Below are 21,329 nucleotides of genomic sequence, written 5' to 3'. Positions count from 1 at the left end.
CGACGATCTCCACCGACCCGAGCGCGGTGCCGGAGAGCGTGTCGGCGATCGGGGTCGCCCGCGCCTCGAAGCGGCCGACATAGATCGACTTTCGTACGCCACAACTGAGGATTCGGCCGCCACAAGTGCGGACTCGGCTGGGGGTCAGGCGCGGGCGGCGCGGCGTACGTCTCCGGCGGCGACGCCGAAGCGCTTGCGGAAGGCGTGGGAGAAGTACGAGGCGGAGGTGAAGCCGCACTTCTCGGCGACGTCGACGGTGCGGATGGCCGGGTCCGAGCCGGTGGCGAGCATCGCGTAGGCGAGCTCGAGGCGGCGGCCGAGGATGTGGCGGGGGACGCTGGTGCCGGCGTCGGCGAAGAGCCGGGAGAGATGGCGCTCGGAGATGCCGGCGCCCGCTGCGACGGTGGTGGCGGAGAGGCCGGGGTCGGCGAGATGGTCCTCGATGAATGCCTTCGCCGCCGCCCGATGGGCCGTGGCCAGCGAGACCTTCCCAGCGGTCGCGATCACCGAGATCAGGTCGAGCACGGCGCCTTCGTCGGCCGGGACCGGGTCGTGCGGCCGCAGGGCACGGCCGACCATCTGGACGAGGGCTCGGCCGTGCGGGTCCTGGTCGCGGCCGGCGTCGAGGACGAGCGGCGCCGGCATCGACGCCATCCCGGTGCGGGCCGCGAAGGCGTCCACCGGGACCTTGACGGCAAGCTCCTCGAGCCCATGCCCGAAGCCCCGCAGGAAGGGCGCGTCGACGTCGCACACGATCAGCTGTCCGGGCCGGATGAGCTTGCGGCGGCCGGCGTACTCCAGAATCGCCTCGCCGCGGAGGCTGGCGTAGACGGCGATCGACCGGGCGGGGATCTCCTTGACGAGGCTGGCCGGCCGCTCGACGACGTGGCGAGTGGCCCGTACCCGCGCCAGATGGATCTCGTCGAGCTGCAGGTTGACCTCCTGCGCGTCGAACCCGTGGCCGTCGATGGGCCGACAGGAGAGCGCGACCAGGGCGCTGGCGTTGTGGCGTTCCCAGGCCTCGACCTGCGCGTCCGCGTTCAGCCGGCTGGTCTCGAAGACCTCCGGGCGGCGAACCCGCGCGAGGAGAGGGGCTGGGTCGTCTCCGGCTGGCGGCACGAGCCGACTCTACGGCGTGCTGAGAGCCACGGCGATGACTTAGGGAAGACTAACCTTTCTGGAATGGTTCAAGAAAAGGTGGCACAGTGGGTGTCACCGCGAAAAGCCAACACTTCAATCTGGGGGAACCACCGAACATGGCCACGAAGACCGACACGAGCAGCGCCACCCACACCTCGCACCCCGCGTTCATCCCGAGCCCGGCGTTCGCGACCCAGATGCAGCGCCTGCTCGTCGATCTGACCGAGCTCAGCCTGCAGGGCAAGCAGCTCCACTGGAACGTCGTGGGCAAGAACTTCCGCGACATGCACCTCGTCCTCGACGAGGTCGTGGACGCTGCCCGCGACTTCACCGACGAGGTCGCCGAGCGCATGCGTGCGCTCTACATCCTCCCCGACGGCCGCACCGGCACCGTCTCCGAGGACACCACCCTCGCGCCGCTCCCGGCGACCGAGGTCGACACCGCGACGGCCGCCGACCTCGCCGCCGCCGCGCTCTACGCCACCTCGAAGACCGCTCGTGACATCCACGACGACATCGACTCCGAGGACCCGACCACCGCCGACCTGCTGCACGCGATCATCACCCGCGTCGAGCAGCTCGCCTGGTTCATCGACTCCGAGAACCGCGTCGCCAACCAGTCCAAGCCGGCTCAGCTGACCGTCTGAGATCTTTCCCTGAGGACGGCGTCCCGCGAACTGCTCGCGGGGCGCCGTTCTTCGCTTTTGCGCGCGGCGCGGGGCATTTTCCCGCCATGGCGGGAATTTGGCGCGCCCTGCGCTCGCTATCTCGACCCTCGCAGCAGCTTTCGGAGGTCGGTCGCGGGATCGGCGAGGTCGGAGGCGCGTACGTCGACCCCTCGGTCGATCATCCGGCGCGCCGCGCGTACGGCGTTGGGGTCGTCGACCGCGACCGCGCCGATGACGCGGCCGCCGTGGAGCGTGAACACGGAGAAGGGCGGCTCGCCGAGGGCGCCGCGTACGACGTCCTCGTGCTCCGCATCTGGCTCATGCATCTCACCGACGACCTCGACATGCAGGTCGTAACGGTCGGTCCAGAACCACGGGGCCGTCTCCGCGGCGGCGTCGATGCCGAGGATCGTCGTCGCAGCCCGTTGACCGTCGTGCAGCGCGGCCTCCCAGTGCTCCGCGCGGCGCTGGCCGCGGCGCCGGGCACAGTCACCGACGGCGAGCACGTTCGGGTGGGAGGTGACCTGATGGTCGTCGACAAGGACGCCGTTGTCGACCTCCAGGCCGGCCGCTTTCGCCAGGGCGGTGTCCGGCACCATGCCCACAGCGAGAAGGACGGCATCGAACGTACGTGGCTCGTTCTCCCCCGCGATGTGTGCCACGACTCCGGCCCTCGTCGACTCGAGCTTCTCGACCGTGGCGGTCACCGCCTCCACACCGTGGACCGCGTGCAAGGAGTGCAGCCACGCAGCCACGCGGGTGCCGACCGCTGCTGCGATCGGGGGATCGGCGGGATCTACGAGCACGACCTCGCAGCCCAGCTTCCGAGCGGTCGAGGCGACCTCGGCCCCGATCAGGCCGGCACCGACCACCAGCAGCCGGGCCCGCGAGAGCAGCACGTGCCGCAGCGCATCGGCGTCGTCGTCACTTCGCAGCGTGTGGAGCCCGGTGGTCGAGCGCGGGATTCCTTTGCCGGCTGGTGGACGGTCGAGCAGCTCCCGAACGACGCGCTCGAAATCCGGCCACCGCGAGTGTCCGCCCGTCGCCAGGACGATCCTGTCGGCGGAGACCTGCCGGCCGTCCGACAGCGCCACCGTCCCGGCAGCCGGATCCAGATCCACCACCAGCGCATCCGTGACGAGGTCGACCCGCTGCTCGGCGTACCACTCCGGAGCCTGCAGCGCGATCGAGTCGAGCTCCTTCGCTCCGGCCAGGTACTCCTTGGACAGGGGCGGACGGTCGTACGGGAACGGGTCGACGGTGAGGAGCGTCAGCTCACCGGCGTACCCGTTCTTCCGCAGCTCCGCGACCGTGGAGACGCCGGCGATGCCGCCACCGACGACGAGGACCGACGAGACCGTCACGGCCTCTCGCCGGGGAACAGGTACACCTCACCGTCGCGCACCTCGACGCGGTGCGGGACGGTGTCGCGGGTGGCCGGGAGCCCGTCGACCTTGCCGGTCTTGAGGTTGAACCGCGAGGAGTGCAGGGGGCACTCGACGTCGCCGTCCTCGACCCAGCCCTCGGCCAGCGAGGCGGTCTCGTGGGTGCAGGTGTCGTTGAGGGCCCAGCAGGTGCCGTCGTCGTCGCGCAGGATGGCGATGTCGTCCTCGGTGCCGGTGATGTCGGAGGAGATGGCGATCCCCTCACCCTCCGGGATGTCGTCGACGGACGCGACACGGATGCCTGTGCTGGTTCCGGTGCTTTCACTGTTTCCGGTCATGCCCCCATCTTCCAACGTGGGCGCAGAAGAACCGGCCACCTCCCCCGAGGTGGCCGGTTCGATTCCGTACGTCAGGACCGACGAATCAGTCCGGGCAGGTGTTGCGGTAGTCGGACAGGTTGACCGAGGACGGCGCCGGGCAGAGGAACTGCGAGTAGCGGGTGTCGTCGTCGACGTACCTCTTCAGCCAGGTGACGAACAGGCGCCCTTGCCAGTCGTCATCGGTGTTGGCGATGAAGTGGTCGCCGTTGTTGATCTCGCCGTACGCCTTCTCCCGGGCCCCGGTGGCCGAGGTGTAGAACGGGACGGAGTGCGAGCTGACCGGCGCGACGCTGTCGTTCTCCGCGCCGATGATCATGGTCGGGATCTGGATGCCTGGCCAGGTCTTGTCGGTGTGCCAGGGCTGCAGCGCGACAGCGGCCTTGATCGAGGAGTCCTGGTTGGCCGCCGCGAGCGTGCCGCCGCCGCCCATGGAGTGGCCGGAGACCGCGATGCGGCTCTCGTCCAGGCGCGAGGCGACCGTCGAGGAGGCGCTGTTCTTCAGGTAGGAGACCGCAGCCAGGATCTGCGAGCCGCGACTGTCGGGCTGGTCGTAGCGGGAGTTCGTGTCGATCGCGAAGACCACGAACCCGTGCGAGGCCACCCGGCGCGCGACGGCGGAGTAGGACGACGAGGAGGCCGTGTAGCCGGGGGCGAGCACGACACCGCCGAAGGTCCCCGCGGTGGTGGAGGTGGGGTAGTAGATCGTCCCTCCGCCGAAGCCGGTCACCAGCGAGGAGACCGAGGCGGTGGAGAGGGAGAACGTGCCGTTGTCCAGGACGCTGGCCGACGTCGGGTCCGGCCCGCGCTCGTAGGGGCTCTCCGCATCCGCCGGCGCGACCAGGCCGAAGAGGGGGAGAGTGACGGCCGCGGCGACCGCGGCGATTCGGAGAGAGAGTGATCTGAGCACCGAGCATGCTCCTTCGTCCGTCCGGCCCCGGGCTGTCCGGGGATCCGGTTGCTACTCGAAGGTAGGGGCGCAGCCGGGCGACCGACACCGGCACGGAGGCAGAACCTCGTTGGGCGCTTGTCACAAAACAGAAACACGGCGGCGTACGCAGGTGGGGCTGCGTACGCCGCCGGTTTCTGTGCGGGATGTCGCTATCAGCAGTGCTTTATTGCTTCGGGCTCCGCTTCAGCAGTAAAGGTTCCCGCCCGGGTCCACTCCGAGCAGCGAGGTGACTTCGGTGTAGTTGTCGACGCGGCTCTGCACCTGGGCCGGGTTGCCGCCGTTGCACTCGATAGAGCCGTTGATGGACCGGATGGTCTCGCCGAATCCGGCGCCGTTGACCATCGCCGCGTGCGGCGTCATGGTGCCCGGGCCGTTCTGGGTGTTCCAGTACCAGAGCCCGGTCTTCCAGGCGACCGCCGGATCGGTGGCGACCAGGTTGGGGTTGTTGAGCAGGTCGATCCCGAGCGCGTCCCCGGCGGCCTTGTAGTTGAAGTTCCAGCTCAGCTGGACCGGACCACGGCCGTAGTACTGGTCGTTGCCCGCGGGGCAGCCGTAGGACTGGTTGGGGTCGCAGTAGTGCGGGTAGTTGGCCTCGTTCTGCTCGACGACGTAGAGCAGGTCACCGGTCTCGTGGGCGACGTTGGCGATGAACGCCGCGGCCTCCCGCTTCTGCACCGCCTCGTCCCCAGCATTGGTGAATTCCGGGTAGGCACTGAGCGCCTCGACGAGGCCGGCGTACGTGTAGAAGGGGTTGCGGTTGGGGAAGAGCTGGTTGAACTGCTCCTCGCTGACCGGGAACTCACCCGCCACCGGCGCCGGCGTCTCCGGGTCGGTCGCGGTGCCGCCGATGTTCACGTCGATGCAGGCGTAGAAGGCGTTGGTCGTGTCAGCGACGTTCCAGACCGCGAGGACCTTCTGCCGGCCGGTGAACGACCCGAAGTCGACCTGGTGCTCGACGGTGGCCGGCGGCTGCGCGCCGCCGTCGTCGAACTCGGCGATCTTGGTGCCACCGATGAAGTACTGCCAGGTGCTGGTGCTGTGCCGGGCGCTCAGTGACCAGGTGAACGTCTGGTTCCGGCCGACCGGTGTGGCCTGCCAGTTCTTGGAGTCGTCGTCGAGCTCGGCGAACCTCGAGTTGCCGCCGGAGCAGCTGGTCAGGCCCTTCGGACCCTCGACACTCTGTGGTTCGTACTTGATGTCCCCGCACTCGACCGTGCCGGCAGCACACTGGGCCTGCCTGCTCGGCGGGTTCGAGATGTAGCCGTGCGCACTTGCGGGGCTCGTCGGCAACATGGCCAGGACGGGCGCCAGCAAGATCCCGCCGAGAACGGCGATCTTCGTGGTAGTACGCATTCCAAACTCCTTGATGGGGGGTTGAGATGGATGGCGATCGAAGCCCCACTGTAAGGTTCCTTTACAGTTACCGTCTAGACCCAGCGTGGACAAACACCGGCGCGAGCCCTGCAATTGTTAGGTTGGCGTTCCGTACGCCAACCCGACCCTCGAAAGGAGCGCCGCCGATGTCCAGACCGCCCAAGACACACCTGATCCGCGACACCAACGACCGCGCGGCGCTCGACCTGATGCTCTCGAACGGGCCAGTGACGAAGACCCGGCTCGGCGAGCTCGTCGGCCTCTCGAAGGTGACCGCGGGACAGCTGCTGACCCGGCTCGGCGAGCGCGGCCTGGTCGAGGTCGTCGGCACACAGCAGGGCGGTCGCGGCCCCAACGCCGCGCTCTACGGCGTGGTCCCGTCGGCGGGCTATGTCGCGGCCCTCCACATCGGGCCCGACCAGATCACCGCGTCGGTCGCCGACATCACCGGCACCGAGCTGGCCACCGGCGCGCTCGACCCCCACGAGGCCTCCGACCCGGTCGAGGCGGTGCGGGCCACCGTCGCCGACGCCACCGCGAGCGCCGGCATCACGATGTCGCAGCTCCGCTGCCTCTCGATCGGTACGCCCGGCATGATCGACCCGCGCACCGGCGACTTCCGCTTCGCCAACGACCTGCCGGACTGGCGCACGGGCGTCCTCCAGGACCTCCGCCGCAGCTTCCAGCGGCCGATACTGATCGAGAACGACGTCAACCTGGCCGGGCTCGCCGAGCAGTCCGCCGGAGCCTCCCACGGCGTCAAGGACTCGGTGCTCGCCTGGATCGACCGCGGGCTGGGCCTCGCGGTGATCGTCGATGGTCGCCTCCACCGCGGCGCCGGCGGCGGTGCCGGCGAGATCGGCTATCTGGCCGTTCCGGGCGCCTCCACGCCCCACGGCACCGACAGCCCGCAGCACGCAGCCTTCCAGTCGCTGGTCAGCGTCGAGGCCATGGACATCCTCGCCCGTGCGTTCGGGCTGAAGGGCAGCGGTGTGGACTGCGTACGCGCGGCCGCCGGCGGTGACCCCGACGCCGAGCCGTTCCTCGAGGAGCTGGCCAGGAGGCTCGCCCTCGGCCTGGCGGGCATCTGCGTGGTGCTCGACCCCGAGCTGTGCGTGCTCGCGGGCGAGATCGGATGCGCCGGCGGGCCGGTCCTGGCCGCCCGTGTGCAGAAGGCGATCGCCGCCCTCGGCCCCAACGTCCCGACCGTCGTCCCCACCGAGATCTCCGGCGACCCCGTGCTTCGCGGCGCGCTCCAGATCGGTCTCGACACGGCCCGCGACGAGGTCTTCACCCACCAGGGCTGACCCCGACGAGGATCCGCCGGCGGTCAGGGGAACGCCCGATGTCATAGGTACCGCGACTACATATCGTCGTGGTGTGACCACACAGATACGCCAGCGCCGACCACGCGTCAGCCTCTTCTGCTTCCGAGCCGTCGCGGTTCTGACCGCGCTCTTCGCGATCGGGCAACCGATCTTCATCGGCTCCTACTTCGCCGGCACCTTCGAGGCGTTGGGTCTCCACACCGCGGGCGCGGTCGCGCTGCAGGGCCTTGGCCTGCTGCTGCCGATCGCCGCGGGCGCCGTCGTGGCGATGGGCGGGCGCTGGTGGTTCCTCATCTGGTCGGTCGCGCTCTTCTTCCTCATCCACGTCCAGGCGATCCTCGGCTACACCCGGGTCCTCCAGCTGCACGTCCCGGTCGGCGTCCTCACCGTCGGCATCGCGGTGGCCGTGGCCATCGCCGCCCTGCGCCGCGGCGCCGGCAGCCCGCGGGAGGTCCGGCGATGAGGATCGGACGACGCACCCTTCTCGGCGCCGGACTGGCAGCCCCGGTCGCCGGATCGCTGGGCGCGTGCGGCGAGGCCCCCGAGCAGACCGGACGGATCCTGCGCAGCGCGGCACGGCTGCCGAAGGCGTACGAGACTCCGTTGCCGTTGCCACCGGTCAAGCGGCCTTCGGGCGACCTGATCGAGATCGCCCAGCGCACCGCCTCGGTCGAGATCCTGCCTGGGCTGCGGACCGAGATGATGACGTACGACGGGGTCTTCCCCGGGCCGACGCTGGAGACCCGCCGCGGAGAAGCGGTGACCGTACGCCACACCAACTCCCTCACGCTGCCGACCGCGACGCATCTCCATGGCGGGCACACCCCTGCGAAGAGCGACGGCTGGCCGACGGATCTGCTGGTGCCACCGGGCTTCGAGTCGCCCCACGCCCACCACGCCGGTCACGGGGGTGGCCACAGCGGTCACGAGACCATGGCCGACCCGAAGGCGCTGGTCACGACGGGAAAGCGGGACTACCGCTATCCGCTCGAGCAGCCGGCGACGACCCTCTGGTACCACGACCATCGGATGGACTTCACCGCCCCGCAGGTGTGGCGTGGGCTGGCCGGTTTCCACATCATCCGCGACGACGAGGAGGACGCGCTCTCGCTGCCACGCGGCGAGCGGGAAATGCCGCTGATGATCGCCGACCGGGCCTTCGACGAGGACGGCACGCTGCGCTATCCCGCGCTCGACCCGGAGCTGCTCGGCGAGCCCGGGGTCGAGGACCGCTACATGGCCGGCGTGCTCGGCGACGTCATCCTCGTCAACGGTGCCCCGTGGCCCGAGGCGGAGGTCGAGGCGGCGCAGTATCGGTTACGCCTGCTCAACGCCTCCAACGCGCGCCGCTACGCGCTGAGCCTGCGCACCTCCGACGGCCGGCCCGTGAAGTTCACCCAGATCGGCTCCGACGGCGGGCTGCTCGCCGCCCCGGCCGAGCACGGCGAGATCACGATGGCCTCCGGCGAGCGGTTCGACGTCGTCGTCGACTTCCGCTCACTGGCACCTGGCACGACGGTCGAGATGCGCAACCGTCTCGGCACCGGCCGGACCGCTCAGGTGATGCGGTTCCGCGTCGCCCGCCGCGCGGCCGACGACGTCAAGATCCCGGAGCGGCTGGCCGACGTACCCGAGCCCGAGAAGCCCGAGGGAGCCGTCGTCCGCCGGTGGCACTTCCGTCGCGCGGCCGTGCACGGCCGCAAGGGCTGGGGGATCAACGGCAAGCCGTTCGACCCTGCGGTCCCACAGGCCAAGGTGCCGCTGGAGTCCACCGAGATCTGGGAGTTCTTCACCGACGCCCACCACCCGGTCCACGTCCACCTCTCGCCCTTCCAGGTCCTGCGGCGCGGCAACCGCGGCCCGGGCCCGATGGATCTCGGCTGGAAGGACACCGTCGACGTACGCCCCTACGAGGCCGTACGGGTCAGGGTGAAGTTCGAGAGGTACGCCGGCAGGTTCCTCATCCACTGCCACAACCTGGAGCACGAGGACATGGCGATGATGGCCGGCTTCGAGACGGTGTGACCCGCCGAGAGCCGGGCTGATCAGCCGGTGAAGGGGACCCATGCGAAGCGGCCGATCGCCACGAACGCGGTCAGGGCGAGGTACGTCGCGTCCACCAGCGCGATCTTCCTCTCGCCACGGCGGATCCGCAGGATCACGGCACCGACCATGATCAGGGTCAGGCCGGTTGCTGCCAGCGGCACCAGGATCGGCGCGATGTCGAGCAGGGCAGGCAGGATCAGGCCGACGGCGCCGAGGATCTCGAGTGCTCCGATGGCCTTGAGGGCGCCGGGCCGGAAGTCGAGGACCCAGCGCGAGGCGTCGCCCATCGCGGCCATCCTCTCCCTGGGGACCAGCAGCTTCCCGAAGCCGGAGAGCAGGTAGATGGCGGCCATCAGGCCGGCGACGATCCACAGCGCGATGTTCATGAGTCTTCTCCTGGACAGAATCGATGGGGTCTGTGGCCGCGGCGGACCCAAGCCAGGCCCGCCGCGAGCCCGAGGTGAGTTGCGGTGTCAGGCGTACTGCCCGGGCTGGTACTCGCCGCCCGGAGTCCGGGTGATCACGTTGAGGCGGTTGAAGGCGTTGATCAGGCAGATCAGGCCGACCAGGGCCATCAGCTGGTCCTCGTCGAAGTGCTTCGCCGCATTCGCCCACGCCTCATCGGTGACACCGGTGGAGTCGGCGAGGCGAGTGCCCTGATCGGTGAGCTCCAGCGCCGCCCGCTCCGCTTCGGTGTAGACGGTCGTCTCCCGCCATGCCCCCACGAGGTTGATCCGCAGCGCGCTCTCACCGGCAGCCGCGGCGTCCTTGGTGTGCATGTCGAGGCAGCCGCCACAGCCATTGATCTGGCTGGCGCGGATCTTCACCAGTTCCTGCACCGCCTTCGGCAGTGTCGAGCCGGCGATGACCTTGTTCGACGAGATGATGTGCTTCGCCCACGCGGCCCCGATCTCGTTGCCCATCGGGTTGATCCGGCTTTCCATCTTGATCTCCTTCGTCTTCGGATGCTTTCACCAGTACGACGAAGGCGTTCTCCAAGAGGTAACAACCCGGGTGACGAGGGGCGCCCTATTCGGGCCGCGGGGGCAGATCCATGGCGTCGAGGCGCTTGCGGTCGCTCACGGTCAGCAGCTCGACGATCCGGCCCTCGACCACGGTGCACGCCGCCAGGCCGAGCAACTTGCCGTTGGCGCCCCAGGCCACGAACCCGGGCTCGCCGTTGACGCGGACCGGCAGCACCGAGGTCATCGAGCGGGCGCCGCGAATGACCGGTTCGGCCACCTCGGCCGCGCCGACCGTGGTCAGCACGCCCTTCGGGTGGTACGTCCGCCACGTGACGTTCGGATCGAGCAAGGTGACGAGCCCTTCGAAGTCCCCGTTCCGGGCCGCGGCGAGAAAGGCGTCGACCACGGCGCGCTGGCGCCGCGGCTCATCCTGCGGCAGCGGGGTGCCCTGCACCTTCCGGCGGGCCCGGCTGGCGAGCATCTTGGTCGCGTCGGTGGACCGGCCGATGATCTCGCCGATCTCGGCGAAGGGCACCGCGAACATGTCGTGCAGGACGAACGCCAGCCGCTCGGTGGGCGTGAGGGAGTCGAGCACCACGAGCAGTGCCAGCCCGACCGACTCGGCGAGCATCGCGTCGTCCTCGGGCGCCGCCCCGCCGTCGACGGCCACCACGAGCTCGGGCAGCCGGTCCTCGTACGACAGCTCCGACCGGGTCTTTCGCGAGCGGAGCACGTCGATGCAGACCCGGCCCACCACGGTGGTCAGCCAGCCGGCCAGGTTGTCGATCGAAGCCTCGTCCTGGCGCGCCAGCCGGATCCACGCCTCCTGCACCGCGTCCTCGGCGTCGGCCCTGGACCCGAGCATCCGGTAGGCGACCGCCACCAGGCGCTCGCGCTGCTGCTCGAAGGCCTCCGCCGTCGCTTCGTGTGGACCTGATCCGGTCATGTCGTTACCTTCCTCGCGCGAGCTCCGTCATGGTGATGACGAGCCAGCAGGCGCCAAGGTAACCGTCGGCGCCCATCCACGGGCTCAGCTCGCGTCAAGCCGCTTCTCCATGTCGTCGAGCATCGCCTCGACCTTCCGGTAGGTGTGGGAGCTGTAGGCACCGATGCTGCGCTCGGCGGCGAGCGCGTCGCGCATCGCGTCGAGGTAGCGCAGCTGCAGGATCACCGTCTGCTCCATCACGTCTGGCCTGATGCTGGGCACCTCTCGTACGCCCGCGAGCACCCGCGGCAGGATGCGGTCCTTGAGCTTCGTCACCAGCTGGGGGTCGATCGGCTCGCCGTCGATGGTCTGCGACTCGAGCGGTCCGAGGTTGTCGATCGCGTCCTCGCCGACCTGACGGAGCAGGGCCCGGAACGCGTCGTGCCGGTCCGCCGACGACTCACCCGGGAAGCGCATCCGGCGGATGAGCGCCGGGAGGGTGAGGCCGAAGAGCACGAGCGTGATGAGCGCGACCAGGAAGGCGGCGAGCACCACGGTCGCCCGGTGGGAGGTGCCGGCCGGGATGGTGTGGGCGGCGGCGACCGTGACGACGCCGCGCATCCCGGCCCAGCCGATGATCAGGAAGCCACGCCTGGTGATCGGCTCGCGCTCCTCGAAGTCGATGTCCGCCCGGCCCCGAGCCAGCCGGCGCCGGGCCGAGATGATCCGGGCGTCCTCCCGGTCGTCCGTGGGGGTCAGCGAGTCGAGCTTCTCCTCGAACTGGTCGAGGCGGGTGCGTACCTCTTCCTTGTTCTCCTCCCGGTCCCGGAGCGCAGGCCCGGCGAGCCCGAGGAACCGGAGCGCGACCAGCAGGCCGACCACGATCAGGACCAGCCCGGCCATCTGGCCCATCGTGGTCTCGCCGCGGGCGGCGTCGACTAGCGCGGGCAGCTGGTAGCCCATCGCCAGGAAGACGCCGCTCTCCAGGATGAAGTTGAAGGTCGTCCAGGTGGTCGCCTGGGTCTGCCGGTCGCGGGCGCTGAACCGGCGGCTGCCGAGCCCGCCGGTGACCAGCCCGGCGACGACGACGGCGAGCACGCCCGACGCGTTCAGCTCCTCGGCCGGGAAGTAGGCGATGAACGGCACCGCGAACGAGATCGTCGTGTTGAGCACCGGGTCGTCCAGGCGCTGGCGGAGCAGCACGGTGAGCCAGCCGACGACGGCGCCGATCACGAGCGCACCCAGCACCGCCCAGCCGAACTCCAGAGCCGTACGTCCCAGCGAGAAGGAGCTGGCCGCCGCGATCCCCGCCACGGCTGTCCGGAGGACGACCAGGGCGGAGGCGTCGTTGACCAGACTCTCGCCCTCCAGCACGGTCATCACCCGCGGCGGCAGCCCGACCCGGCGCCCGATCGCCGTCGCCGCCACCGCATCGGTGGGGCTGACGACCGCGCCGAGCGCGACCGCGAGCGGGAACGAGATCTCCGGGAACAGCCAGTGGACGACCGCCCCGATCACCAGCGCCGAGACGATCACCATCACGACCGAGAGCCAGGTGATCAGCCGGAGGTTCCGCCGGAAGTCGATCACCGGCAGGTTGACCGCGGAGGAGTAGAGCAACGGCGGCAGTACGCCGGCCAGGATCCATTCCGGATCGAGCTCGATCTCCGGCGCCCCCGGCAGATAGCTCGCCCCGATCCCGAGCCCCACGAGCAGCAGCGGCGCCGCCACCCCCGTACGCCGTGCGAACACCGACGCCGCGATCATGATCGCCAACGCCACCCCGACGATCAACAACACCCGATGGTCCATGCTCAGGAGCCTAAGAGATCGTGCGGGGCGGCGCTGGGATCAGCGGAAGCGGCGCAGCCGGAGGCTGTTGCTCACCACGAACACCGACGAGAAGGCCATCGCGGCACCGGCGAGCATCGGGTTGAGCAGCCCGGAGACCGCCAGCGGGATGGCCGCGACGTTGTAGGCGAACGCCCAGAACAGGTTGCCCTTGATGGTCGCCAGCGTCCGCCGAGACAGCCGGATCGCGACGGCGGCGACCCGCAGGTCACCACGGACCAGGGTCAGGTCGCTGGCCTGGATGGCGACGTCGGTGCCGGTGCCCATCGAGAGGCCGAGGTCGGCCTGGGCCAGCGCCGGCGCGTCGTTGACGCCGTCACCGACCATCGCGACCACGCGGCCCTCCTCCTGCAGCTGTCGGACCACCGCGACCTTGTCCTCGGGAAGCACCTCGGCGATGACGGTGTCCGCGGAGACCGGGATGCCGACCTCGGCGGCGACCGAACGGGCCACCGTCTCGTTGTCGCCGGTGAGCAGGACCGGAGTCAGGCCGAGGCGCTGGAACTCCGCGATCGCCGCGGCCGAGGTCGCCTTGACCACGTCGTTGACGACCAGGACGCCACGCGCCTGTCCGTCCCAGCCGACGGCGACGGCGGTGCGGCCCTCGCTCTCGGCCTCGGCCATCGCCAGGGCGAGATCGCCGGGCAGGTACTGGCTCCACTCCTCGAGCAGGCGGACCCGGCCCACGAGGACGGCGTGACCGTCGACGATGCCCTGGACACCCAGGCCCGGGACGTTGGCGAAGTCCTCGGCCGCCGGCAGGGTGCCGACGCGGGCCTCGGCTCCGGCGGCGATCGCTCGTGCGATCGGGTGCTCCGAGGCGTGCTCGAGGGCGCCGGCCAGGCGTGCGATCTCGTCGGCGTCCTCGCCGGGCGCGGCGATGACGTCGGTCAGGGTCATGCTGCCGGTGGTGACCGTGCCGGTCTTGTCGAGCACGATGGTGTCGATCGCCCGGGTGCTCTCGAGCACCTCCGGCCCCTTGATCAGGATGCCGAGCTGGGCGCCGCGTCCGGTGCCGACCATCAGCGCCGTGGGCGTGGCCAGACCGAGCGCGCACGGGCAGGCGATGATCAGCACCGCGACCGCCGCGGTGAAGGCGGTGGCGGTGCCCGCGCCGGCGCCGAGCCAGAACCCGAGGGTGATGGCCGAGAGGGCGATCACGATGGGTACGAAGATCCCCGAGATGCGGTCGGCGAGCCGCTGGGCCGCCGCCTTGCCGGTCTGCGCCTCCTCGACCAGGCGCGCCATCTGGGCGAGCTGGGTGTCGGCGCCGACCCGGGTCGCCCGGACGACGATGCGCCCGCCGGCGTTCACCGTCGCTCCGATGACACCGTCACCGGGTCCGACCTCGACCGGCACCGACTCGCCGGTCAGCATCGCCGCGTCGATCGCGGAGGACCCGTCCTCGACGATGCCGTCGGTGGCGACCTTCTCCCCGGGACGTACGACGAACAGGTCGCCGACGGCGAGCTCGTCGATCGGGATCCGAGTCTCCACCTCGTCCCGCAGGACGGCGACCTCCTTGGCACCGAGCTCGAGGAGCGCGGTCAGGGCGGCGCCGGCGCGGCGCTTCGACCTGGCCTCGAAGTAGCGGCCGGCGAGGATGAACGTCGTGACCCCGGCTGCCGCCTCGAGGTAGATGTTGCCGAGACCGTCGGTGCGCTCGATGGCGAAGCTGAACGCGTGGGTCATGCCGGGCTCGCCGGCCGTGCCGAGGAAGAGGGCGTACAGGGACCAGCCGAAGGCTGCCAGGGTGCCGATCGAGACCAGCGTGTCCATGGTCGCGGCGCCGTGGCGCGCATTCGTCCAGGCTGCCCGGTGGAACGGTGCCGCGCCCCAGACGACGACCGGTGCGGCGAGCGTGAGCGAGAGCCACTGCCAGCTCTCGAACTGCAGAGCCGGCACCATCGCCAGGAGCACCACCGGGACGGTGAGCAGGGTCGAGACCAGCAGCCGCCGCTTGAGGAGGGCGACCGGGTCCGAGGTCTCGCCGTCGGAGGAGGCACTCGACGGAGCCGCCTCGTTGCGCGGCTCCTTCGCGCCGTACCCGGCGCTCTCGACGGTCGCGATCAGCACGCTCGCGTCGATGTCGGTGCTCTCCGCGGCGACGGAGATCTTCGCCTTCTCGGTCGCGTAGTTGACGGTGGCCGCGACACCGTCGAGCTTGTTGAGCTTGCGCTCGATGCGGTTCGCGCACGACGCGCAGGTCATGCCGTTGATCTCGAGTTCGAAGTCGGTGGTGGGGGCAGAGGTTCCGGAGACGGTCATCACTGGTGTCCTTCGGGTGGCGTGGATCTGGTGCGCGCCGGCTCCCCGGGTGATCGGGGAGCCGACGCGGGTGGCTCAGCCGGCCAGCTGGTAGCCGGCCTCCTCGACCGCGCGCTGAACCTGCACGCGGTCGAGCTCGTTCTCGGAGGTGACGGTCACCTGGCCGGTGGCGAGGTCGACGTCGACCGAGGAGACCCCCGCGATCTGGGCGACTTCCTCCGTGACGGAGCTGACGCAGTGGCCGCAGGTCATCCCGGAAACGGTGTAGGTGGTGCTGCACATGGTGCTTTCCTTTCTCTGTGGTGGACCCTGCTGGAGCAGGGAGTCAGTGGGCTTCGGCTGTCGCCGTGAAGGCCGCGGTACGCACCTCGCCGGCGTGCTTGAAGTCGAGGAACAGCCGGTACGTCCCGGCCGAGGGCACCTCGGCCGAGAAGGTGATCTCCGGGCCGGGGTCCGTACGCCCGTCGCCGGGCGCCCCTTCGGGGTGGACGTGGAGATAGGCGAGGTCGCCGTCGCGGAGCGCGACCAGATGTCCGTACGCCTCGAGGTAGGGCTCGAGGTCGGTGACCGGTTCGCCGTCCCGGGTCACGGTCAGGGTGAGGCGCGACGTCTGCCCGGCCACCAGATGACCGTCCAGGTTCACCGCGTACGGGCTGACCGTGCTGGTGGTCGCGACCGGCGGCAGCGCCTGGGGCTCGTAGGGGCCGACGACGAAGAGGTCCTGACCGAGAGTCAGTCCCTCGGCCTCGGTCGCCGGCCGGAAGTCGGCGAAGACGCGGTAGGTCCCGGCCGCGGCCAGATCGGCCGTGACCGACCAGGTGCCGTCGGAGGCCATCACCGGGTGCAGGTGCTCGTAGGTGGCCAGGTCGCGGCGTACGACGATCAGGTGGAGCAGCTTGCCGTGGGCGGTCTCGAAACGGGTGACGGGCTCGTGGTCGGCACCGAGGATCCGGAACCGCAGCGCGGCGGATGCCGAGCGCTGGGGACGGTCCTCGACGAGGTCGAGCGTGTAGCCCGCCTGGCTGACGTTGAGCCCGGTGGCCTCGGGCGCCTTCTTCGCGCCGTGTCCGGCGTGGCCGCCTTGGCTGTTGTTCTCGGGTGCGTGCTCCTGGTGGGTCGGACGCTCCGGCTCGCCGAGGGGGCCGACGGAGGCACCCACGGCGGAACCCAGGCCGCCGAGGGCAACGACGGCTCCGGCGAACGCACCGACCTTGGCAATGGCGTTCATGTGATCTCTCCTGGCTGAATCTCGATGACTCTCGATGACGTGCCAGAGGTTGCTCGGCGAATCTGTCCGCGGACTGTCCCGGGATTGTCGGCGCCCGGACAGATATCCGATCGGCGCCTGCGCCCGGTCTGACTACGATCGCGATGTGCTGCCGACCCCGCCCTCGCGTGACATCCGATTCGGGCTGCTCGGCCCCTTCGAGGCGACGGTCGACGGCGACACGGTCAAGGTCCCCGGGTCGGCGGAGCGTGCGCTGCTCGCGGTGCTGCTCCTGGCGCGCGGCCGGATCGTGCCCGCCTCGGCACTGATCGACCGGCTGTGGGCCGACTCGTCGCTGCCCGCCGACCCCTTGAACGCCCTCCAGCTCCGCGTGTCCAAGCTGCGGCGGGTGTTCAAGACCGCCGGCCTCGACCTGGTGCAGCGCGACGGCGGCGGCTACCGGGCCGCGGTCGACCCGGCCACGATCGATGCCGAGGACTTCGAGCGCCGGATCCGCCGGGTCCGGGCGTCGGTCGCCGGCGGCGGGAGCCAGACCGAGACCGACCTCGATGCCTACGACGCGGCGCTCGGGCTCTGGCGCGGCGACGCGCTCGCCGACTTCGCCACCGAGCCCTGGGCTGTGCCCGAGTCCGTACGGCTGGAGGACCTCCGCCGGACGGCGTACGCCGAGCGTGCTCAGATCGCGCTCTCGCTGGGCCGCCACGCGGAGGTCGTCACCGATCTCGAGCCGCTGCTGCGTACCGACCCGACCCACGAGGCGATGGCCGGCCTGCTGATGGTCGCGCTCTATCGCGCCGGCCGGCAGGCCGACGCGCTCGAGGTCTTCACCCGCACCCGGACGACGCTGGACGCCGACCTCGGCCTGGAACCATCGGCCTCCCTCCGCTCGCTCCACGAGCGGGTGCTCCGGCAGGACTCGTCGCTCGGCTCATCCGGCGAGGTCACCCTGTCCACCCCCGCCACCGGGCCACACCGCCCCAGGGCCGGACTCTCCAACCTGCCGACCGACCTGACCCCGCTCGTCGGGCGCGAGGAACTGCTCGTGTCCCTGAGCGAGCGGGTCGGTACGTCCAGGCTCACCACCCTCGTCGGCCCCGGCGGGTCCGGGAAGACCGTCCTCGGCCTGCAGACCGCCCAGCGCGTCGCCGACCGGTTCCCGGACGGCACCTTCCTCGTCCGCCTCGCCACGATCCGCAGCCGGGAGCACATCGTGCCGGCCGTCGCCGCGGCCGTCGCGATGCCGCAGGACGGCTCGGCGATCGACCTCCAGGAACGGCTGGCCGATTTCCTCGCCGACAAGCACCTGCTCCTGGTCATCGACAACTGCGAGCACCTCGTCGACCCCGTCGCGACCCTGGTCGAACAGCTCCTGACGCGCTGCCCCCGGCTCACCGTCATCGCCACCAGCCGCGAACCCCTCGCCCTGCCGAGCGAGGTCCAGACCCTCGTCGGACCGCTCCCGACACCGCTCGAGGACGATGACGTCGAGGCGATCGCGGCGACCGCCTCCGTACAGCTGCTGATCCGCCGGATCGCGACGGTGCTGCCCGGGATCGAGGCCGACCGGGAGGCGTACGCCCCGCTCGGCCGCATCGCCCGCGCGCTCGACGGCATGCCACTGGCGCTGGAGCTGGCCGCGGCCCGCGCGGCCACGCTGTCCCCAAGCGACCTCGCCGACCGGCTCGACCAGCGATTCACGCTCCTCACCTCGGGAGCGCGGACGGCGGAGGACCGCCAGCGCACGCTCCGCGCGACCGTGGACTGGAGCTACGACCTGCTCGACGACCTCGAGAAGCGCGTCTTCGAAGGGCTCGCGGTGTTCCACGGCGGCTGGACCCTCACCGCCGCCGAGCAGATCCTCGCCGACGACGAGACCGACTCGAACCAGATCATCCACGCGGTCGGCCGGCTGGTCGAGCAGTCCCTGATCGTCGCCGAGCGCGGGCCGGCCACCCGCTATCGCATGCTCGAGACGCTGCGTGAGTACGCCGCCGACCGGCTGGCGCAGACCGGCCGGAACGACGCCCTGGCGACCCGGCACGCGCTCTACTTCAGCCAGGTCGCCGAGCGGTCAGCGCACGCGATGCGCGGGCAGGGAGACGCCCGAGCGCGACACCTCCTCGTCGACGAGCAGGCCAACGTACGCTCGGCGATCGCCTGGCTGGAGGGCCCTGCCGGCGACATCGACGCCGCCCTCCGCCTCGCTGGTCATCTGGGCCTCTTCTGGCATCAGGGCCGTCACCTCGAGGGCCGCCGGATCCTGCGTCGGCTCCTCGAGCAGGACCGTGGCTCGGCCGCGGCGCGGGCAGCTGCCCTTCAGGCGGTGGCGCTGGTCGAACGTCCCCGGGCCTGCGTCGTTCACCCCCATCCACGGTGCGCCGAGGCGGCCCGGGAGAGCCTCGCGATCTTCCTCGCGGACGGTGACGCCGACGGGGCCGCGGTCTCGCGGGTGCTGCTCGCGGTCGAGGGGGTCAACGGCGCGGACCCGGAGGCCGCCGCGCTCCTGGACGACGCCGAGGCGTGGTTCCGAGCACAAGGGGACCGGTGGGGACTCGCCGTCTCCGGCTTCGTCCGGCTCGAGACCGCGCTCAAGGCCAGGGACGAGCCGGCGGCGATACGCCTCGGCCGGGCCACCGCGGCCGAGTTCGGTCACCTCGACGACCCCTGGGGCCAGAGCGCGGCCCTGTACCACCTCGGCTGCGGCCTGCGGGACTTCGGACGGCTGCGGGAGTCGGCCAGGACGCTCGAGCAGGCGATCGACGTCGCCGCGTCCGCGGGCATCCACAACAACGTGCAGTGGGCCCTCGCCGACCTCGGGATCACCCATCTCGAGCTCGGGGACGAGGAGTCGGCCCGGGACGCCTTCCGTCGCGCTGAGATTGCGTCCCGCCACGTCGGCGACCGCGCCGGGTCGGTCCTCGCGGCGTACGGACGGGGACGGCTGGCCGAGCGGGAGCAGGAGTGGTCGAGCGCCATCTCGCTGCTGTCGAGCGCCATCCGGGGCTTCGAGACGCTGGAGACGCCCGCGATGACGGCCAAGGCCACGCTCGCGCTCGCCCGGTGCCACGAGCAGGTCTCCGAACCGGAGGCGGCCGCGGAGCGTTACGTCGAGGCCCGCGTGCTCGGTCTCGCCGCCGGTGAGACCGCCGTCGCCGCCCGGGCGGAGGAGGCGCTGGCCCGGCTGAACAACGGCCGGACAGTCCAGGGACAGTGATCCGGGACAGGTTCTCTTCACGCGGTCGGAAGGCCGCCCTGACGAAAAGAGAGAACCATGTCTTCCACAGCATCCCCGGCGGCGGGTGCCAGCAGCCGCCGCTGGCTCGCCCTCGGCCTCATCGCCGCCGCCCAGTTCATGGTCATCATGGACACCTCCATCATCGGAGTCGCGCTCCCCGAGATACAGCGCGACCTCGGATTCGCCCCGCAGGACCTCAGCTGGGTGTTCAACGCCTACGTGGTGGCCTTCGGCGGCCTCCTCCTGCTGGGCGGGCGGCTCTCCGACCTGCTCGGCGCCCGACGGATCTTCGCCATCGGGTGGCTGGTCCTCGGAGTCGGCTCCCTCGTCGCCGGACTCGCTGACGGTGTTGCCGTCGAGATCGCGGGCCGCGCCATCCAGGGCGCCGGATCCGCGCTCATCGCACCGTCGGCGCTGACGCTCCTGTTCATGACCTTCGGGTCGAACCCGAAGGAACTGACCAAGGCGCTGGCGCTCTACGGCGCGGCCGCCCCTGCCGGCGGAACCGCCGGCGTGTTCCTCGGTGGCGTGCTGACCGAGTACCTGTCCTGGCCGTGGGTCTTCTTCATCAACGTGCCGATCGCCATCGGCGTACTCCTCCTGACGCCCGGTGTGATGCCGGCGGGCCAGGCGCAGCGCGGCCGCATCGACGTTATCGGCGCCCTCACCGTCACCCTGGGCCTCGCCGCGGTGGTGTTCGCCGTCGTACGTGTCCCCGAGCAGGGTTGGGGATCGCCCAGCACGCTGATCGCCGGTCTCGTCGGCATCGCCCTGCTCGTCGCCTTCGTGGCCCTGCAGGCCGGCTCCGCGGCACCACTGATGCGCCTGGGCATCTTCCGGGCGCCGAACCTGGCCGCCGCCAACATCGCCCAGCTCCTGCTCGGCGCGGCCTGGATCCCGATGTTCTTCTTCATCAACCTCTACCTCCAGCAGGTGCTCGGGCTCGGCGCCTTCGAGTCCGGCGCCGCCCTGCTGCCGATGACGGTGACGATCATGCTCGGCATGGTCGCCATCGCCCCGCGACTGACCGCCGCGTTCGGACCGAAGGCGATGACTGTCGGCGGCCTCGTTGTCCTCGGGATCGGCCTGGTCTGGCTCTCCCGGGTCGACGCCGACGGCAGCTTCGCCGTCGACGTGCTCCCGGCGACGCTGGTCACCGCGGCAGGCATGGCGCTGGCGTTCATCCCGTCGCTGAGCACGGCGCTCGGCGCGGCTGCGCCCGAGGAGGGCGGCCTCGCCGCCGGGATCGTCAACACCAGCTACCAGGTCGGCTCCGCGCTCGGGCTGGCGGCGATGACCGTCGTCGCCTCTGCGTACGGCTCCGACCGGGTCGGCGACCTGGCCGCCATGACCGACGGCTTCTCGGCCGGCTTCCTCGGCGCGGCCGGCATCGCCCTCGCCGGTGCGGTCGTCACCGGGATCGGCTGGAAGTCGGCTCGCACCGCGACCGCACCCGAGTCGGTTCCCGCCGGCCGCTAGCAGTCCAACCCTCTTCGTGGCCCCGGATCCGTACGGGGTGTGGACACCGGGTCCTCCAGAAGTCCGAAGCGGTTGGGTTAGGTCAGCCTAACTTGCGTCTGTCTGGGC

18 protein-coding genes are annotated in these 21,329 nt (G+C 70.8%); 6 read left to right on the top strand and 12 right to left on the bottom strand.

The genetic code is table 11. The features are described 5' to 3' along the window. Window positions 1-144: 144 nt before the first annotated feature. Window positions 145-1,119 carry an AraC family transcriptional regulator gene (locus ABZY89_RS28465; protein ID WP_355232542.1) on the bottom strand — a complete coding sequence of 325 codons (975 nt, stop codon included), beginning with the start codon at window positions 1,117-1,119 and terminating at the stop codon, window positions 145-147. A 137-nt stretch (window positions 1,120-1,256) separates the two neighbouring features. Here ABZY89_RS28465 and ABZY89_RS28460 point away from each other — a divergent pair, with 137 nt between their 5' ends. Then, window positions 1,257-1,787, top strand: a complete 531-nt coding sequence (locus tag ABZY89_RS28460) for a DNA starvation/stationary phase protection protein (protein WP_350662725.1) — start codon at window positions 1,257-1,259, stop codon at window positions 1,785-1,787. Window positions 1,788-1,903: 116 nt separating this feature from the next. Here the strand turns inward: ABZY89_RS28460 and ABZY89_RS28455 are convergent, their stop codons facing one another. The 4 genes from ABZY89_RS28455 to ABZY89_RS28440 all read right to left on the bottom strand — a co-directional run bounded on the left by ABZY89_RS28455 (window position 1,904) and on the right by ABZY89_RS28440 (window position 5,875). Beyond that, entirely contained in the window at window positions 1,904-3,172 is a 1,269-nt protein-coding gene (locus ABZY89_RS28455) for an FAD-dependent oxidoreductase (RefSeq protein WP_355232541.1), read from the bottom strand. Next, window positions 3,169-3,531 (bottom strand): non-heme iron oxygenase ferredoxin subunit, encoded by a 363-nt coding sequence (locus ABZY89_RS28450; RefSeq protein WP_355232540.1) that lies wholly within the window; start codon window positions 3,529-3,531, stop codon window positions 3,169-3,171. Before ABZY89_RS28450 ends, ABZY89_RS28455 begins: the two co-directional genes overlap by 4 nt. An 85-nt stretch (window positions 3,532-3,616) precedes the next feature. Then, entirely contained in the window at window positions 3,617-4,480 is an 864-nt protein-coding gene (locus tag ABZY89_RS28445; protein WP_355232539.1) for an alpha/beta fold hydrolase, read from the bottom strand. 225 nt (window positions 4,481-4,705) lie between these two features. Continuing rightward, a complete protein-coding gene (locus ABZY89_RS28440) occupies window positions 4,706-5,875 on the bottom strand; it encodes a glycoside hydrolase family 19 protein (RefSeq protein WP_355232538.1) in 1,170 nt (389 codons plus the stop codon). A 167-nt stretch (window positions 5,876-6,042) separates the two neighbouring features. Between ABZY89_RS28440 and ABZY89_RS28435 the strand changes: the two genes are divergently transcribed. The 3 genes from ABZY89_RS28435 (at window position 6,043) to ABZY89_RS28425 (ending at window position 9,249) form a co-directional block, all read left to right on the top strand. After that, on the top strand, window positions 6,043-7,203 hold the full coding sequence (locus ABZY89_RS28435) for an ROK family transcriptional regulator (protein ID WP_355232537.1): 1,161 nt from the start codon (window positions 6,043-6,045) through the stop codon (window positions 7,201-7,203). A gap of 73 nt (window positions 7,204-7,276) precedes the next feature. Further along, window positions 7,277-7,687, top strand: a complete 411-nt coding sequence (locus ABZY89_RS28430) for a hypothetical protein (RefSeq protein ID WP_355232536.1) — start codon at window positions 7,277-7,279, stop codon at window positions 7,685-7,687. Further along, the gene (locus ABZY89_RS28425; RefSeq protein ID WP_355232535.1) at window positions 7,684-9,249 is read left to right on the top strand and encodes a multicopper oxidase domain-containing protein; all 1,566 of its coding nucleotides are present in this window, start codon (window positions 7,684-7,686) and stop codon (window positions 9,247-9,249) included. The genes ABZY89_RS28430 and ABZY89_RS28425 overlap by 4 nt, the downstream gene beginning before the upstream one ends. A 20-nt stretch (window positions 9,250-9,269) precedes the next feature. Here the strand turns inward: ABZY89_RS28425 and ABZY89_RS28420 are convergent, their stop codons facing one another. The 7 genes from ABZY89_RS28420 to ABZY89_RS28390 all read right to left on the bottom strand — a co-directional run bounded on the left by ABZY89_RS28420 (window position 9,270) and on the right by ABZY89_RS28390 (window position 16,507). Then, the gene (locus tag ABZY89_RS28420; protein ID WP_355232534.1) at window positions 9,270-9,656 is read right to left on the bottom strand and encodes a DoxX family protein; all 387 of its coding nucleotides are present in this window, start codon (window positions 9,654-9,656) and stop codon (window positions 9,270-9,272) included. 87 nt (window positions 9,657-9,743) lie between these two features. Further along, window positions 9,744-10,214: a carboxymuconolactone decarboxylase family protein gene (locus ABZY89_RS28415; protein WP_355232533.1), complete on the bottom strand. Its 471-nt coding sequence runs from the start codon at window positions 10,212-10,214 to the stop codon at window positions 9,744-9,746. 85 nt (window positions 10,215-10,299) lie between these two features. Continuing rightward, window positions 10,300-11,181, bottom strand: a complete 882-nt coding sequence (locus ABZY89_RS28410; protein WP_355232532.1) for a sigma-70 family RNA polymerase sigma factor — start codon at window positions 11,179-11,181, stop codon at window positions 10,300-10,302. 84 nt (window positions 11,182-11,265) lie between these two features. Then, window positions 11,266-12,972: a sodium:proton antiporter gene (locus ABZY89_RS28405; RefSeq protein ID WP_355232531.1), complete on the bottom strand. Its 1,707-nt coding sequence runs from the start codon at window positions 12,970-12,972 to the stop codon at window positions 11,266-11,268. A gap of 39 nt (window positions 12,973-13,011) precedes the next feature. Continuing rightward, entirely contained in the window at window positions 13,012-15,279 is a 2,268-nt protein-coding gene (locus ABZY89_RS28400; protein ID WP_355232530.1) for a heavy metal translocating P-type ATPase, read from the bottom strand. A gap of 75 nt (window positions 15,280-15,354) precedes the next feature. Continuing rightward, window positions 15,355-15,561 (bottom strand): cation transporter, encoded by a 207-nt coding sequence (locus ABZY89_RS28395; protein WP_355232529.1) that lies wholly within the window; start codon window positions 15,559-15,561, stop codon window positions 15,355-15,357. Between the two features lie 43 nt (window positions 15,562-15,604). Continuing rightward, a complete protein-coding gene (locus tag ABZY89_RS28390) occupies window positions 15,605-16,507 on the bottom strand; it encodes a hypothetical protein (RefSeq protein WP_355232528.1) in 903 nt (300 codons plus the stop codon). A 145-nt stretch (window positions 16,508-16,652) separates the two neighbouring features. Between ABZY89_RS28390 and ABZY89_RS28385 the strand changes: the two genes are divergently transcribed. Both ABZY89_RS28385 and ABZY89_RS28380 read left to right on the top strand, forming a co-directional pair. Further along, the gene (locus tag ABZY89_RS28385) at window positions 16,653-19,721 is read left to right on the top strand and encodes a BTAD domain-containing putative transcriptional regulator (protein ID WP_355232527.1); all 3,069 of its coding nucleotides are present in this window, start codon (window positions 16,653-16,655) and stop codon (window positions 19,719-19,721) included. 57 nt (window positions 19,722-19,778) lie between these two features. Next, window positions 19,779-21,221 carry an MFS transporter gene (locus tag ABZY89_RS28380; RefSeq protein ID WP_355232526.1) on the top strand — a complete coding sequence of 481 codons (1,443 nt, stop codon included), beginning with the start codon at window positions 19,779-19,781 and terminating at the stop codon, window positions 21,219-21,221. The last annotated feature ends 108 nt before the right edge of the window (window positions 21,222-21,329 follow it).

Source organism: Nocardioides sp. NPDC006303 (assembly GCF_040613175.1).
Lineage (GTDB): Bacteria > Actinomycetota > Actinomycetes > Propionibacteriales > Nocardioidaceae > Nocardioides.
The sequence above is the reverse complement of the archived record's forward strand: the minus strand, read 5'-3'. Positions and strand labels throughout refer to the sequence as shown.

Excerpts from the sequence above, each read along its gene's own strand:
- ABZY89_RS28420 (WP_355232534.1), bottom strand. The coding sequence starts at position 9,656 with ATGAACATCGCGCTGTGGATCGTCGCCGGCCTGATGGCCGCCATCTAC.
- ABZY89_RS28410 (WP_355232532.1), bottom strand. The coding sequence starts at position 11,181 with ATGACCGGATCAGGTCCACACGAAGCGACGGCGGAGGCCTTCGAGCAG.
- ABZY89_RS28395 (WP_355232529.1), bottom strand. The coding sequence starts at position 15,561 with ATGTGCAGCACCACCTACACCGTTTCCGGGATGACCTGCGGCCACTGC.
- ABZY89_RS28435 (WP_355232537.1), top strand. The coding sequence starts at position 6,043 with ATGTCCAGACCGCCCAAGACACACCTGATCCGCGACACCAACGACCGC.
- ABZY89_RS28460 (WP_350662725.1), top strand. The coding sequence starts at position 1,257 with ATGGCCACGAAGACCGACACGAGCAGCGCCACCCACACCTCGCACCCC.
- ABZY89_RS28400 (WP_355232530.1), bottom strand. The coding sequence starts at position 15,279 with ATGACCGTCTCCGGAACCTCTGCCCCCACCACCGACTTCGAACTCGAG.
- ABZY89_RS28425 (WP_355232535.1), top strand. The coding sequence starts at position 7,684 with ATGAGGATCGGACGACGCACCCTTCTCGGCGCCGGACTGGCAGCCCCG.
- ABZY89_RS28380 (WP_355232526.1), top strand. The coding sequence starts at position 19,779 with ATGTCTTCCACAGCATCCCCGGCGGCGGGTGCCAGCAGCCGCCGCTGG.
- ABZY89_RS28405 (WP_355232531.1), bottom strand. The coding sequence starts at position 12,972 with ATGGACCATCGGGTGTTGTTGATCGTCGGGGTGGCGTTGGCGATCATG.
- ABZY89_RS28440 (WP_355232538.1), bottom strand. The coding sequence starts at position 5,875 with ATGCGTACTACCACGAAGATCGCCGTTCTCGGCGGGATCTTGCTGGCG.
- ABZY89_RS28450 (WP_355232540.1), bottom strand. The coding sequence starts at position 3,531 with ATGACCGGAAACAGTGAAAGCACCGGAACCAGCACAGGCATCCGTGTC.
- ABZY89_RS28390 (WP_355232528.1), bottom strand. The coding sequence starts at position 16,507 with ATGAACGCCATTGCCAAGGTCGGTGCGTTCGCCGGAGCCGTCGTTGCC.
- ABZY89_RS28415 (WP_355232533.1), bottom strand. The coding sequence starts at position 10,214 with ATGGAAAGCCGGATCAACCCGATGGGCAACGAGATCGGGGCCGCGTGG.